The 17,137-nt window shown below is 40.4% G+C and carries 4 protein-coding genes and 1 pseudogene; all 5 read left to right on the forward strand.

All coding sequences use genetic code 11. The features are described from left to right. The first annotated feature begins 61 nt into the window (after positions 1-61). The gene (locus tag ACH2AZ_RS09690; protein ID WP_394907693.1) at positions 62-4,180 is read left to right on the forward strand and encodes a T9SS type A sorting domain-containing protein; all 4,119 of its coding nucleotides are present in this window, start codon (positions 62-64) and stop codon (positions 4,178-4,180) included. 61 nt (positions 4,181-4,241) lie between these two features. Next, positions 4,242-7,043: a gliding motility-associated C-terminal domain-containing protein gene (locus ACH2AZ_RS09695; protein WP_394907694.1), complete on the forward strand. Its 2,802-nt coding sequence runs from the start codon at positions 4,242-4,244 to the stop codon at positions 7,041-7,043. Between the two features lie 63 nt (positions 7,044-7,106). Beyond that, positions 7,107-8,018, forward strand: coding sequence for a type IX secretion system membrane protein PorP/SprF (locus ACH2AZ_RS09700; protein ID WP_394907695.1), 912 nt, complete (start codon positions 7,107-7,109; stop codon positions 8,016-8,018). A 26-nt stretch (positions 8,019-8,044) separates the two neighbouring features. Continuing rightward, the gene (locus ACH2AZ_RS09705; protein WP_394907696.1) at positions 8,045-9,925 is read left to right on the forward strand and encodes an OmpA family protein; all 1,881 of its coding nucleotides are present in this window, start codon (positions 8,045-8,047) and stop codon (positions 9,923-9,925) included. 229 nt (positions 9,926-10,154) lie between these two features. Continuing rightward, positions 10,155-17,137, forward strand: a pseudogene (locus ACH2AZ_RS09710) (hypothetical protein); the annotation flags it as partial.

A 17,137-nucleotide genomic window follows, 5' to 3' on the forward strand; every position in this document is an offset into this window, starting at 1 on the left:
TTTATTGCTCTCTGTGTTAAAAAATATCTTATTATTGTAACACAACTAAATTTATTTAAATATGAAGAAAATATACTTGTATTTAAGCGTCATTACCTTGTTTATGACGTTTAGTAATTTACATTCTCAAGTCTTGGAGACTCAAAACTTCGAGGACGGCTCAATGGTCACCGACTTTCCTGGTTGGTTCTCACCTCTGCCGCCTTTTATTTTGACCACTTCTAATGCTTGCGAAGGAAACCAAGCCATAAAAGCAGAGAATAATGCAACAACACTTAGTTCTTTCGTGCGTTATCTGTCGCCAAATGTTACCACTGGTGAAGCCATTACAGTTTCTTTTGATTATAAAATTACTGGCGCTAATGGTACCACTCCAGTATCCGGTAATTTTGGAACCATTGATTTGCAGTATACCGCAGATGGTGGAACCACTTGGACTACTTATGAAACTTTAGATCAAACCGATGTGCAAGCCTCAGGTTGCGCGAATCATTCTTTTACTATTCCAGCAGCAAACTTGCCAGCTGGTTCAAATTTTGGTTGGAAACTAATTACCAACCGTCTAAATGGTAGCTTTCAAGTTTTTGTAGATGATTTTTACGCCTATGAAGAGCTTGCTTGTATTCAACCAGTTTACGTAGATATCGATGAAACATCGATTACTACTACTGGTGCAGATATTTCATGGCAAGACATCAATAATCCTAACGCGGCACAATATGAAGTGTCTGTTTGTACACTTCCTGGTTTACCTGGGAATGTTGGATTTTGTACCAACACTACTGTAACCGGTAACAATTCGATTAGTTTAACAGGATTGACGGATGCAACTAACTATTATGTTTACATAAGAGCCCTTTGTGGAGGAACTAATGGAGATAGCAGTTGGTCTGAAGTAGTAGAGTTTCAAACCATTGCAATTGGTTCGAGCTGTACTGATCCTTTAGTGATTAATGCAGATCCAAATAATCCAGTTGCTGGAGACCTTCCTTATACTCAATCTGGCCAGACTATGGTTTATGGCGATTTTGAATCAGGAACACCAGGTGCTAATTGTGGAGTAGCTGCCGCTATCCTTAACGGATATGAAGTAGTTTATGAATATACAAGTTCGCAAGACGATATTCTTGAGGTTAACGTGACTAATTTACCAACCAACGCTAATGTTGGATTGTTTGTATATGAAAGTTGTGCCGATATAGGAAACTTTTGCGTGGCAGGTGGTTTTTCTGATGATGGAACACCAATCAATGTAAACAGTATTTTTATTAATCAAGGTGAAACTTATTACTTTGTTCTAGCAAGTACAGATAATACTTTTGAGCCTTTAGATGCGTCCTATACTATCGATATCGAAGGATTTGATTGTAATACCTGGACACCTCCAAACGGTGCTAGTAACATACAATTTGTAACAGGTCAAACCTTAAATGATTTTTCAGATTCATCTTTAGGGGTTCAGCCTACTATCACAGGAGCTACTTTAACTTGGTACCAAGATAATAACGGTGCGCAAGGAGCTGCAATTACTACCAACTTGGCTAGTATCAACTTAAACGATCAAGACGTATATTGGGTGACTCAAAATATTGGAAATTGTGAAAGTCCGGCTTTACAAGTAACTTTTGACGAGTTCGATTGTAATACCGATTTAGCAGGAATTACCAGTACTACCAATGCTTATGTTTGTGAATCAGGGTCAATGACTTTACAGGCTACTGCGGCAGATCCTACTAAAATTTATTGGTATGACGCACCAACGGGTGGAGAAGTTGTAGCGGTAGGTAGTTCATTTACCACTCCTAACTTAACGCAGACTACTCCTTACTGGGTGTCTGAAGTGTTTTTAGGAGAAGGTCAAATTAACGGTCAAGCCAAGCCAGGGCCTACTAGCATTTCAACTTCAAGTTCTACAAATTACGGTTTAGATTTTACGGTTAACCAACCGATGACTATAGTAAGTATAGATGTATATTCTGCTGGTTCAGGTAATTTAGCTTTAGAGTTGCAAGATGCAAGTGGAAACCCAACGGGTGATGTTGCTTTAGTTCCCTTAAATAGTGGTACTTCTAATAACCCTACTTTAACCAAAGTAAATTTAAATTGGGAAATTACCAACCCAGGAGATTATCGTTTGGTTAAAACCAATAACGCCAATTTATTATACAGTACTTCAAGTAATGCTACATTCCCATATGCTTTAGGACAGTCGGGTGAAGTTACCGGAGGTAGAACAAGTTGGGGAACTTCAAGTAGTTATTATTACTTCTATAATTGGACCATTACAGGGCCTACTGTTCTTTGTGAAACAACAAGAACTCAAGTTGACGCCGTTGTTGAAGATATTATTCCAACTACAGTTTCAGCAGATAACACCTTGGTTTGTGTAGGTGACCCGGTGAATTTATCGGTAACCAGTACAGACCCAGATTATGTATATACTTGGGAATGGAATAGTGGTGGTCAATTGCAGACCGATACCGGTGCTAATATTACTGTTAATCCAAACGGAAATACTACCTATACCGTTACCGCTGTTAATTCAGTAACGAACTGTGAGTATGTAAACACTATTGATATTATCACAAAAGGTATTAGCTTCTTACCTGTAGCGCCCACAAGCGTAGATATTTGTAAGAATGATGTAGTTGCTTTAGAGGCAGGTAGTATAATTTATGATTTCGAATCGGGAGCAATGGGATGGGCCAATGTGAACAATTCAACCGTTCAGGTAACTGGATTGAATCCAAATTCTTCAGATTGGATAAAAGTGGATTCTCCTTATAGTATAAATTTGACTTCAATCGCTAGTAACGATAATTCTTCGTTCTATATTTCGAATGCAGATGATTTAGGACCTGGAGCTAGTTTAGATGCTAGTTTAGTTTCACCTTCTATTGATTTGGCAGGGGTTTCTTCGGCAGAATTAACGTTCTACCACTACTTTAAAGGTTACTTTAGTAATATGACCAATCAAACTACTTCGGCTAGAGTGGAAGTTTCTGTAGATCAGGGTGCTTGGCAGTTGTTGAAGGAGTATGATACCCCTTCGCCTGATGTAGGAACACCAGATAATTTTGCCATGCAAACTGTCGATCTTTCTAACTATACAGGTTCTAACGACGTTCGCGTACGTTTCCGTCACGAAGGCGGTTGGGGATGGTATTGGGCTGTAGACAATGTCTCAGTTTCAAGATCTTACCTAGATGCGCAAGTGGAATGGACACCAACTACCGATTTATATTTTGATGATCAAGGAACTTTACCTTATGATGGTTCACCAGCCTCTGTGGTTTACGTAAAAGGAAATGCTAATGGGCAAACTACTTATACCGCAAGCTTAGATGTTTTAGGTTGTAACCCGGTGACCAATACTGTAACAGTAAATGTAACCGAGGTAGTTGCACCTACTGGAGCGGCTAACCAAACCTATACTGGTTCAGGATTTATAAGTGATTTGACAGTAACGGGTACCAACTTAAAGTGGTATGTTTTAGATAATAATGGGGATTACCAACAAGTAACTATCAATGAGCCGTTAAGCGACGGACAAACCTACTACGTAACTCAGTCTACTGGTAATTGCGAAAGCGATTATCTTGCTGTGACTGTGGCAATGGAGTGTCCTGAAGCTACAAATGTAGCGGTAAGCGCTTCTAAGCAACCGGGGTCTACTACCGCAGGCTTAGTAGTAACTTGGACAGAACCTGCCATGTTAGACGGGGTGGTTGATTATGAGTTGATTCTTTTCGACAGCCAATCAAATCAAGTGGCACAAAAGAATGTGGCTGTAGGTAATGACTTCGCTATATTCCAAAACTTAGCGCTTGATGAAGATTATACCTTAGAGTTTTCAACTATTTGTGATGGAAATAGTGCTAACCCGGTAAGAAGTAATACAGAAACAATTAACTTCGATACCAATAACTTAAGTAGCGCTAACCCAGCCTTTATCGGATTTAATTTTTACCCGAACCCAACTTCAAACTTGGTTAACTTCGAAAACCAAATTGAAATGGAGCGTTTAGAAGTGTATGACATTTCTGGTAAGCAAATTATGGTGAAGCAAGTAAATAATAACCGTGCGCAAATTGACTTTAGTGCATTAGCCTCGGGTAGTTATTTTGTGAAGGTAGTATCAAATCAAACCGCTAAAATGGTTAGAATAATAAGAGATTAATCAATTAAAATATGAGCAAGCTTAGTGGTTACTGAGCTTGCTCTTATAAAACTTTAATAAAATGAATATGAAATTACTCAACTTACCGCTAATAGATACCCGTTGGTTGGTTATATTGGTTGGTGTTTTAGGTTTCTCTATCAATTCGGCAATGGCTCAATGTACCACCCCGCCACCGGTTGGAGAATCCTTACAAGATTTTTGTTCTCAAACCAGCTGGAATAATGGAGGCTTTAACGTTTCTGAAGGAGATGTTTTAACCGATTTACTTATCTCTGGTGAGAATTTAACCTGGTATGATGATAACAATGGGGTTCCAGGAAACCCAATTGCTAATCCATCAGCCGAAGAAATGGTAGATGGAGCTACTTATTATGTAACTCAAACTCCAGCCGGAGGTTGCGAAAGTACCCCGTTGGTTGTTACGGTAAACGACAAGGGCTGTGGTTGTATAGAAAACAGAACTTTTGAAACACAAGAGGGACAAGCCGATTATTCGGGTTATAGCTTTTATAAGCAACCCTATCGGGCGGGTCATAAAACTTGTGGGGGTACCACTTTAGGGGCTAATACTATAACTGGTGGTGACCAAGATGCATCAATTGTAGCTTCGGGAATAGACCCAATGGTTCAAACAGCCAATGTGCCTATGACCAATCCTAACAACCCAAGTTCGCAGCGTTCACTTAGATTGAATAGTAACAGTACTGGTCAGGTAGCACATGCAACAACCGAATTTGTGGCTGGAGAAGTTTTTGTTTTTAACTTTTCAATGATTTTGGAAAATCCGTCAAATCCACATACTTATGATGAATTACCGCACTTCCAGGTGAGAGTATATGATGTGGCTTCAGGCGATTTGTATGCCGATAGATGTATTGTATCTATACCTACAGACTGTATTTTTACAGATGATACGGGTAACAACCTTTTATTTAGTGAATGGTCTTGCGTTAAAATAAATACACTTGGTTTAGTAGGCCAGCGTGTACGCGTTGAATTTACAGCAACCGACTGTACCCTAGGGGGTCACTATGGATATACTTACATAGATGATTTATTTGTAGGTGATGAGGCAGATGCAAATTGTGATGACCCTGCTTTTGGTTACGTTGCAATTGATAACCTACAAACCACAGGGAACAATGGAGAAGAAGGATGTGTAATTGGGGCAACCAGCACTACTACTGGTGCTTGTGGTACTTCTAATATTGCCGACGCTTTACCTTTCCCATTAGAAGTTTGTGGTACTTATGTATTGCCACAGAGTTCAGGAAATCCTGCTACAATTGATCAGTTTAGGTTAGATATCATTCAGAATAATACAGTAGTTGGTTCACTTACCAATCCTACTTTAGATCCGGTAAACGGAACTTTCTGTTTTACTGTAACAGCGCAAGATGTAAATGCTTCGCCATATGGACAATTTAATTTTGAAACCTATGCAGAATTCGGGTTAAACTGTGGTCAACCACAAGTGGTGCCAATAGATGATCAAACCTCTATAGATATTTGTCCAGATGCAGGTTGTGCTGCACCAATCACGGTTTGTGATGATACCGGAACAGGTATCGGTACTTTTGATCTAACTCAAGCAACACCTCAAATTCAAGCTTCTTGGGCGGCAGGTGATTTAGATATTACTTACTACGAAACCGAGGCAGATGCTTTTGCAGCAAGTGGAAATGAAATTACCAACCTATCGGCTTATAACAATACCATCGCTTACGAGCAAGTTATTTATGCTCGTGTAGATTGGAATCCAAACGGTGTTACCGGTAGCGATTGTTTCTACTTGGTAAAAGTTGAGCTAAATGTAGATGCGCTTCCAGTAATTAATATCGAAACCGATAGAACAGTTTGTGGAGCGAATTCATCTGTTTCAACAAATATTGTAGCTACACCAGATAACTTAGCAGATCTAGAAGATATTAGATATGTATGGTTCAAAGACGGTGTTCAGTTGCCACATACAGGTAGTTACTATACCGCTACAGAGCCAGGTCAATATACTTTTACCGTATCGAATAACGATTGTGAGGTTTCAGAAACCGTAAACGTAGAAATAATAGATTTTGATGTAGATTTAGGAGATCCTATGGTAGAAATTTGTAGCAATTCTTCTTACACCATTACCGCTAATATTATTGACAATACTTCAGCAGGTGTGGATATGAGTCAGGTAACTTACGCTTGGAGCAATGGTGAAACCACTCCTAGTATAGATGTTACTGAATCTGGAGACTACTCAGTTGATGTAACTTACGAAGGCTGTACAGTAACCGAAATGATAAACGTTCAATTAGCCATCGAGCCGATTGTTTCTTTGGGAGAGGATATTACTTTCTGTGCGGGTGATTCTAACCAATTAATGGCAGATGTATCAAACTTCACCGATACGAATGATCTTGAATTTACTTGGTTTAGAGATGATGTAGAAATTACTGGAGAAACAGGAACTATGCTTAACGTAAGTGAAGCAGGTGTTTATAAAGTAAGAGTAAACCAAGTAGGAGTAGGTAATTGCTTTGGAGAATCAACAGTTACCATAGGATTTTATGCCAATGAAAACTGTGTGATTTCTGAAGGTTTATCGCCTGATACTACACCAGGAGAAAATGATAATTTTGATTTATCTTTCTTAGATGACAGAACAGGAATAAGCTCTTTACAGGTTTTCAACCGTTACGGAAGAATTGTTTTTGAAAAGAACAATTACAGAGATTCATTCATCGGTCAAGATAAAGATGGAAATAAATTACCTACAGGAACTTATTTCTATGTGATCGAATTCAAGCAAGAAGATGCTGTTTTTGGTAAATCTAAAAAAGGTTGGATTTACATTAACCGTGAGGCTAATTAATAATTGTATAGCAAGCACCCCAACCCACGGGTGGGGTGCTTTATAAAACTTGAAATATTAAATATGAAAAAACTATATATTTTACTGTTCGCAGGGATGTCGCTTTTCGGTTTTGACGCCCAAGCGCAGCAAGATCCACAGTATACGCAGTATATGTACAATATGAACGTGGTGAACCCCGCATATGCCGGCTCAAAAGAGAACTTGAGTATTGGGCTGTTGTACAGAGATCAGTGGAGTGGTCTAGATGGTGCGCCCAAATCATTCACTTTCTCGGCTCATTCACCAGTAGGAGAAAAAACAGGATTAGGACTATCGGCTATTTCAGACGAAATTGGGCCTGTAAAAGAAACTAACGTGTATGCAGATTTCTCGTATACTTTAAACTTAGGGGCAACTACCAAGTTGGCTTTTGGTCTTAAAGCGGGAGCTACTTTTCACGATGTTAACTTGACTAGCCTGCAATTAGATGATTCGGCAGATCCAGCATTTGCCAGTAACATCAACAATACCTATCCTAATGTAGGTGCTGGTGTTTTGCTTTACGGAGATAATTACTACATCGGTTTATCTGCGCCAAACTTTCTTAAGTCAACTCACCTTGATGCAGATCCAGACGGGAGAGAGTATGGTAATGAAGAAATGCATTACTTTGCAACGGCCGGTTATGTTTTTCAGTTAGGAGAAAACTTAAAGTTTAAACCTTCTACTTTAGTTAAGGCTTCATTTGAATCGCCTTTGTCATTCGATGTGAATGCTAACTTTTTATTCTATGACCGTTTTGAAATAGGTGCTTCTTACCGCTACGAAGATGCTATCAGTGGTTTGGTAGGAGTTAGAGCAACCGATTGGATGCATATTGGTTTTGCATATGATAACTCAATTTCAGATATCGATGAGCCTTCGTATGAAGCCTTTATCATATTTGATGTGTTCTTCAATAAGAAAACCTATAGATCGCCTCGTTACTTCTAATGCTAAAAACTTAAGTGAATTTAATTATGAGAAAAATATATTATTTATTTATACTTGGCTTTATGGGTTCTATGACCATGGGCTTTGCACAAAATTACGATGCCAAAAAGGCCGACAAATATTTTGAGCGCTTGCAATATGTAAAAGCAGCCGACAAATATTTAGATATCGTAGAAGACGGAGACGCAGATGCATACGTGTATGGGAGATTAGCTAAAAGCTACTACAATCTTTACAACACGAAAGAAGCAGAGCGTTATTATAAATTGTACCTAGAGACTGCAGAAGATGCTTCGGCAGAAGAGTATTACAACTATGCTCAAATGCTTAAAGCCAATAAAAAGTATGACTTAGCCCAAAAGGCTATGCAAGATTTTGCACAAAAGTTTCCAAGAGACGGTAGAGCACGTAGCTTTATGGCAAATCCTAACTATATGCAAGATTTGTTAAGCAAACAACCTGCTTACGAAATGATGGCTCTAGAGAACTTGAACTCAGAACTTTCAGATTTTGGAGCTTATGAATTCAATAATCAATTGTACTTTGTTTCTTCACGTAATAAATCAAGAAAAGATTACGGGTGGAACAAGCAACCAACTTTAGATGTTTATGTGGCTACCAAAATGGCTGGTGAATATTCAGAGGCTAGCTTGTTACCAGGAGATGTAAACTCTAAGTACCATGAAGGTACAGTGAGTATTACTCCAGACGGGCAAACTATGTATTTTACGCGTAATGATTATTACGACGGTGATTACGAAAAGGATAGCACAGGAATCAACCAATTAAAGGTTTTTAAAGCTACCTTGTTAGAAGGGGAGTGGGCAGATGTACAGCCTTTGCCTTTTAACAACTCAAACTATTCTACAGGTCATACTGCACTTAGCCCTGATGGTGGTACGCTTTACTTCTCTAGCGATATGCCAGGAGGAGAAGGTCAATCAGATTTATATAAAGTGAGCATCAATGAGGACGGTACTTTTGGTTCACCTCAAAATTTGGGTACTGCAATCAATACTTCGGGTAGAGAAAGTTTCCCGTTTGTAGATGAAAACGGAATCTTATACTTCTCAAGTGATGGGCATTTAGGAGTAGGAGGATTAGATGTTTTTAAATACGAAAACGGTCAAGTTATCAATATCGGTAAACCGATTAATAGCGAAGGAGATGATTTCGCATTTGCTTACTACCCAAGTAAAGAATACGGTTTTGTGAGTTCAAATCGTGGCGAAGTTTTAGAAAATATCGCTAACGATAATATCTATATGTTCAAAGATATCATCAGAGATCTAGAGCTTATGGTACACGTAATCAATATGGAAACAGGCGAAAGCATTACCAATGCAGAAGTGGCGGTGTATAACCAAGCAGAAGAAAAGCTTAAATCTGCCGGAACCAACGCAAAAGGAAATGCTAAATTTGTTCTTTCTTCACAAGAAGATTATGCGGTTCAAGTTAATGCAGAAGATTACGAAAGTAATTCGGTTGCCGTTACTAGTGTAGAAGGTCCTAAGAAAATTACAATAGAGCTTACGCCGATTAAACCGATGATTCAAGAAGAAGAAATCGTGTTAAATCCTATCTACTTCGAGTTTGATAAGTCTGAAATTACCAAAGAAGGTGCTTATGAGCTAGACAGATTAGTGGCAATTATGAAAAAACACGACAGCTTAAAGATTTTTGTTCGTGCACATACCGATAAACGCGGTTCTGAAGCTTACAACTTACAGTTGTCTCAAGCTAGAGCCAAGAGCACGGTACAATATGTTATCGATCAAGGTATAGATGCAAGTCGTATTGAAGGCGAAGGTTACGGGGAGAGTCAACCAAAAGTTGAATGTTCACCTTGTACAGAAGAGCAATATCAAGAAAATCGTAGATCTGAATTTAAGATTGTTAAAGAATAACTTAGTTTATTTTTAATCTCATAAAAGCCTGTGATTGTTCACGGGCTTTTTTTGTTTTCATCATTTTTAAAAGAAAGGTTAAATACTTGTTAAGAGAAGTCCAAAAAATTGTTTAAATTTCGAAACTCAAAAATTATCATAAATAAAACAACTTTGAGGTAGGAGTTTTCCTTAGTCAGTTGTTTTATAAGTAACCATTAAGATAAAAACTTGGATTAAAAGATTACTTATGAAGAAAATTACCCTACTACTACTTTTAGTACTCGCTAGGTTTGCGGCGTTTGGGCAATGTACACCTAACCTTACGGTGGCGTATACAGATCCTACCGCACCTGTGCTTTGTGCCGATCCAGCTACTGGACTCTATATTGTAGATCCGGCCTATGAATTGGAAATTACATTGGAAGACGCTGGGGGTACGCCTCTAGCTTATACGCTAAACAATAATGATTGGATTTATGTGGCTCCTGCTCAAACGGGACCATTGCCAAATCCTGGAGCCTCAGGTCAAACTTCACCCCCATTGGCTAGTGTGTATTGGAACGGTAACCCGCACGCAGGTGGTGCTGGTAACACTAATCCCGTCTCTGGGGCGCAAGATTACACCAGTTATCAATATACCGGTACCTTTACCATACCAGGTTGTGGGCAAGATACCTTTGATATTACTTTAATTACCACTGGGTTTACCTATGACGACTTGTGTAGGGGAGAAGTAAAAGATTTAACCGATTTAGAAAACGATATTCCTATTTTGGGGAATTACACTAGTATTACTTGGTATGATGATGCAGCGGGAACCACCGCTTTATCGAGTAATACCCAATTGCAATTTAATGAAATTTACTATGCCGATTTAGGTCTAGGTTGTTCATTGGTACCGGTGCAAATCAGTTCTAAATTGCCGGTTCCTCAAGCGGCCAGTATGCAAGAATTTTGTACAGCAGCCACTTGGGCGGCAGCAGGTTTTCCTGCCCAGCCCGGTGACACCATAGAAGATTTAATTATTTGTGGTCAAAATTTAACCTGGTACTCAGATGCAGCGGGTACAACAGCTATTCCAACTAGTACGGCTTTGGTACAAGGACAAACCTATTACGTAAGTCAAACCGTATTGGGTTGTGAAAGTGATCTTTTGGCTATAACCGTGACAGAGCAAGAATGCGCGTGTTTGGAAAATCCAAGTTTCCAAGACCAAGGCGGTAATTTCAACCCAGATGGGTTTGATTTTTACTCCAATTCCTTTAGTAGTCTTTCGGCTTGTCAAGGGATGGATTATATGCCTGGAGCAACTTCGATAAACGGAGCCAGTATACCTGCCAATGATCAAGCTGCAGCGATTTCGTATGCTGCCGCTGGTAATAATATACCGGTTTTGACGCCTTATTCAGTATATGTTCCCACCACCAGTCCTTTTGGTTGTTCTTCTAACTCAATTAAGTTGAATGATAACAATAACGGAGGTAAAACCGTTGGTATTTTAGAAAAAGAATTTATCGCAGGTGAAGTGCTTGTCTTTGATTTCGCTTTGGTTTTTGAGAATCCAGCAAGTCATAGTTTATCGCAACAGCCTTTTATGACGATTCGGGTTTTTGACCAAAATGGAAATTTAGTACAAACCCGTTGTGTGGTTTCAAATCCGGAAGATTGTATATTTGAGATAGCTAATCCTAATAGCGGTCCAACGCCCATTCTGTACAGTGAATGGTCGTGTATTAAATTAAATACCGGTGAGCTACAAGGGCAAAAAGCTAAATTGCAAGTTACTATTGGTGACTGCGACTTAGGTGCTCACTGGGCGACGGGTTATCTAGATAACTTTTACACCGGAGACGATGTAGCAGGGGTTTGCGATGATTCTGCATTCGGTTATTTATCTATTATCCCTTTAGATGATGGACCAGATACTTATGCTTCGTGTTCATTATTTGATGTTCCTCAAGATCCTAATTGTGCCCCAGCGCTACCTGCTTTAAACCCGCAGTTCCCAATCAATGTGTATTTTGATTATGATACGCCTATCCAAGGGCAGTTAAACGAATTGCAGTTTGATATCTTTGATGCAAATGGGAATTCGGTATACTCTCCCGTGCCTTCGACAGTAAGTACAGATCCTGTAACAGGGTATTATTACTACACTATTGATCAAACTGACATACCATCAGGTTATGGTACTTACAACTTTGTGGGTAATGCAGAGTATATAATGGATAATTGTGGTGGTGTAGGATATACCTACCCAGTACAGGCCATCAGTAATGGTTTTAAAATTTGTCCTACTGCCGGTTGTCCGCCAGCTGTTTCTTTCTGTGGTACCACAGGTTCTAGTTTTAGCGTAGATTTAGAAGATCCTAACACACAAAGTGCCGTATTAGATGGTATGAATGCATCAGATCTTAGCTTTACCTATTGGACAGATCAAAACGACGCTTTAAATGGTTCTGGTCCTTCACAGATTCCAGCCGCCAACATAAATAATTATACAGTAACCACTTCTACAACGGTGTATATTCGTATAGATGCTATACCAGCTATTGCCGATTGTTATGATGTAGTGCCTTTAGATATTTTAATCGGGGATGTGCCTGCTGTTCCAGCTACTATCGCAAATATGAACATTTGTGGTGGGGGAACTGTAGATTTAACCACTCAAGATGCGGCAGCTTCAGCGCAAGCTACTACAACGGTTAGCGTTACTTATTTTGACGATTTAAATAATGCACAAAATAATTTGTCTCCTATTGCCAATCCAACTAACTATAGTCCGGCAGTAACCACAACAGTATATGCTCGTGTAGAGAATGCAGAAGGTTGTTATGAAATCACAACTTTTGATGTAGTGGTAGGTACGCCACCAACTTACAACCCGCCTGCAAATATAGCGGAGTGTGATTTAGGTACCCAAGATGGATTTACGCAGTTTGATCTAAATGCAGCGGCAAATCAAATTATAGGAGGAAACCCAAATACTTCGGTAGACTTCTATGAAACCCAAACGGGAGCCGATGCACAAGATCCTAACGAGTTATTGGCTTTAAACTATACCAATACAACTGCCAACCAACAAACTATTTATGTTTATATAGAAGACACTTCTAACGGTTGTTATGTAGTAGAACCATTAACTTTAGATGTTATTCCTGCTCCAGTAGCCAATCCTGCTGGTCCGCTTTTTGCCTGTGACAATGATGGCGATGGTAGCGAAGATTTTGTATTAACCGCTATGGATAATACCATTTCTGGAGGTGGTGCTAACTTAGCAGTAAGCTATCATGCAAGCTTGGCTAATGCTCAAGCCGGTACAGCAGCTTTGAATTCGCCTTATACAGCTAGTGGTGCAACTACCACTATTTATGCACGTTTAGAAGACACTTCTGGTGCAGGTTGTTATGATACAGTAGCCATTGATTTAGAAATCGGTGATGCGCCAAATCTTCCTGCTTCTATACCTAATTTAGAAGCTTGTGACGATGCGCAAAACGGTGTTCAAACTTTTGATTTGACTTCACAAGCGGCGGCAATTACGGCTAATATGGCTAATCCCGCTGGTGCAACCTTAACTTATTATGCGAGTCAAACCGACTATAATAACGGTACGCCTATACCTGGCGCTAACCTTACGGCTTATGACAATATAAGCAATCCGCAAAGTATTGTGGTTGAAGTAGAGGGGGCTAATACTTGTATTGCAACCATTAGTTTTGACCTTGTAGTAAACCCATTACCAACGTATAATACGCCTAACTTGTACTCTATTTGTGATCAAGGGGCACAAGATGGTATTGCTACTTTCGATTTAAGTGTAGCAACTGCGCAAATAACAGCTGGTTTTGCTAATCTTAACTTGAGTTATTATGAGCTTCAAGCAGATGCGAATGCTGCTAATACGAATACTTTAGCTAATAACTATGATAATACAACTCCTTACAATCAGACTATTTATGTATTGATTGAAGACACCACAACAGGTTGTACTATAGTAGATCAATTAGATTTAGAAGTAGTGGCTTCACCAACAGTGAATCCTGCGGGACCACTTGAATTGTGTGATGCCAATTTAGACGGTAGCGAAACCTTTAATTTAGCCAGCTTAACGGCGACTATTGAAGGTGGAGCAGCAGGAAGTGTAACCACTACCTACCACCCTACACAAGCCGATGCAGACAACGCAACGGCAACGCTACCAATGAATTACAGTACAGTAACTACTACAGTTTATGCAAGAGTAGAGGATAACGGCCCTGCTGGTTGTTACAATACGATTGCAGTGAACCTTAATGTATTGCCTAGCCCAGACCTAGTGACCAACCTACCGGCTTTAGAAGCTTGTGACGATGCGCAAAACGGTGTGCAGACCTTTGACTTAACCAGTCAATCTGCAGCCATTTTGGCCAATGAAGCAACACCAGCTAATTTCACCCTGACCTATTATGCGAGTCAAGCAGACTATACTGCAGGTACAGCCATCGCTAACCCAACGGCTTATGACAATACCAGCAATCCGCAAAGTATTGTAGTAGAAGCAGAGGGCCCTAACAACTGTACCGCTACCACTAGTTTTGATTTAGTGGTAAACCCGCTACCAAGTTACAACACCCCGGTGACCCAAGTGGTTTGTGATGATGCTACTGCCGATGGTATTGCTGTATTCGATTTAACAGCAGCCACCAATCAGCTTACCGGGAACAACCCGAACTACAATGTAGACTACTATGAGACCCCAGCCGATTTGGCTGCAGGAACCAATGCATTGCCTAGTAACTATACCAATACAACAGCCTATAACCAGACCATCTATTTTCAAATAGAAGATCAAACTACGGGATGTTTAATAGACGATGCTATCGACTTACAAGTAGATACCGCCCCGGCGGCCAACACCCCACAAGTGTATACTTTCTGTGACGATGACAACGACGGATTTGGTTTATTCAACCTGCCCAGTTTAGACAATGAAATCACTGGCGGGGCAGCCGGTGTAAGCGTAAGCTACCACCAAACCTTAGCCAATGCACAGAACAATGCTTTACCTTTACCGGCCAACTTTACCAATACGGTAAATACCACCCAAGTAATCTATGCGCGTGTGGTAAGCCCAGGAGTAGCTTGTTATACCATTGTGAATGTAACCCTAGAAGTATTAGACAGTCCTCAACCGGTATTGCCACAAGATCTAGACGCACTAGAAGCCTGTGATACCAACAATAGCGGAAACGCCGTGTTTGATTTAACCCAGATGGAAGCCGCTATATTGGCCAATGAGACCAACCCGTCTGATTTTAGCTTAGCTTATTATGAAAGTCAAGCCGATGCCGATGCACAAACCAACCCTATCACGGTAGAGCAAGCCTATACCAGTGCAGGGATGAACCAAACCATTTACGTGGTGGTTACCGGCAACAACGGATGTACCGCACAAACCCAGTTTGAGTTGGTGGTAAACCCTTTACCGGTTATTACGCCTCCATCTGCCCTAGAGTTGTGTGATTATAACAACCCAGGCGATGAGCAAGAATCCTTTGACTTAACACAAGCTACCCTAGAGATCACTGGCGGCGACAGCAGTATGCAAGTAACCTACTATGCGAGTCAGAATGATGCCGATACGGGAAGCAATCCGTTAAGCAGTCCTTATACCAATACGGTGAACAACGAGACCATTTATGTACGGGTAGAAGATCAAGACACCGGCTGTTTTGTAAGCCAAGGCTTTACCTTGACCCTAGTAGTAAATCCGTTGCCCTCACCACAAGTACCCGTAACCCCATTAGAGGTATGTGATGTAGACAACGACGGATTTGCCGAGTTCGACTTAGATGCGCAAACCCCTATCATAGAAAACGGAGAGCTTAATTTAGCCATAAGCTATCACATTACTCAATCCAATGCAGAGAATGGAGTAAACCCAATAGACACCACTCAGCCTTACGGTTTGAGCAGTGCCAATACCCAAACCCTGTATGTACGCGCAGAGAACACCCAAACCGGATGTTATGTGGTAGAAGTATTGCAATTAGAAGTAGTAGGCTCACCAGAGATAGGCTTCTTAGAAGACCTGTATGTATGTGATGACGATTACAACGGTTTTGCGGTATTCGATTTAACGCAAAACACCCCCAATGTAGTTGGAGCACAAACCGGAGTAAGCGTTACCTATTATGAGAGTCAAGCTGATGCCGATGCAGGAATCAACGCCATTGCAGTGCCTCAAGCCTATACCAATATCGTGAATCCGCAACGTATCTTTGTACGAGTAGAAGACGATACCACCGGTTGCTACGATACCTTTAATACGGCAAATGACAACAGCTTTATGCTGTATGTAGAAGAACTACCTGTGGTAAGCAACCCAAGTATCTTGCAAGTATGTGACGACGATTACAACAATGTGCCGTTATCACAAAGCATTTTCAACTTAACCAGTAAAGAAGGTGAGATGAGCGGACAAAACTTCCCGCCAAACGACTATACCTTTACTTACTATGAGAGTGAGCAAGCCTACTTAAATGGAGACGCACCTATTGCCAACCCAAGCGCTTACGAGAATATCGCCAACCCACAAAGTATATATGTGGTGGTGGTAAATACCGATACGCAAAACCAGTGTGAGCAGTATGTAGATTTAACCATCGAAGTATTGCCATTGCCAAGTCCATCAGAAACCGATCCAGATGTATTGCGTTTACAAGAATGTGATGATGACAATGACGGAGTAGCCACCAACGCTTTTGACTTAACACAAAGCGGCGCTTTAATCGCTGCCGGAGAAAATGTAGATTTAAGCTACTACACCAGCGAGGCAGCTGCAGAAGCAGGCGACACTACTGTGCCAGAATATATTGCCAACCCAACCAGCTACACCAATGATCCGAGCTTGAATACGGTAAACGATCAAGGAATGACTGTTCAGGTAATCTATGTTCGCGTAGATAGCGGAGTAAACGGCAACTTCTGTTTTGTGATTGTACCTATAGAAATACAAGCGGTACGTGTACCGGTGTTAACCAACATCGATCCGTTTGGTTACACACTATGTGAAGATGGAAGCAGCGGTACCGCAGCGATCAATTTAGAAGCTATCGCTTATAACCTGTATGACGCCTCAGTAGCTACACCAGACCCATCGGTACTAGTCGATTTACTAGATGCCAATGAGAACGATGATATGAACCTGAGCAATTATGATATCAGTTACCACTTTGATCAAATCGG

It is taken from the genome of uncultured Mesonia sp. (assembly GCA_947499595.1).
GTDB classification, from domain to species: Bacteria; Bacteroidota; Bacteroidia; order Flavobacteriales; family Flavobacteriaceae; genus Mesonia; species Mesonia sediminis.

What these genes read in the sequence shown, in the direction of transcription:
- ACH2AZ_RS09690 (WP_394907693.1), top strand. Translation starts at nt 62, where the DNA reads ATGAAGAAAATATACTTGTATTTAAGCGTCATTACCTTGTTTATGACG.
- ACH2AZ_RS09695 (WP_394907694.1), top strand. Translation starts at nt 4,242, where the DNA reads ATGAATATGAAATTACTCAACTTACCGCTAATAGATACCCGTTGGTTG.
- ACH2AZ_RS09700 (WP_394907695.1), top strand. Translation starts at nt 7,107, where the DNA reads ATGAAAAAACTATATATTTTACTGTTCGCAGGGATGTCGCTTTTCGGT.
- ACH2AZ_RS09705 (WP_394907696.1), top strand. Translation starts at nt 8,045, where the DNA reads ATGAGAAAAATATATTATTTATTTATACTTGGCTTTATGGGTTCTATG.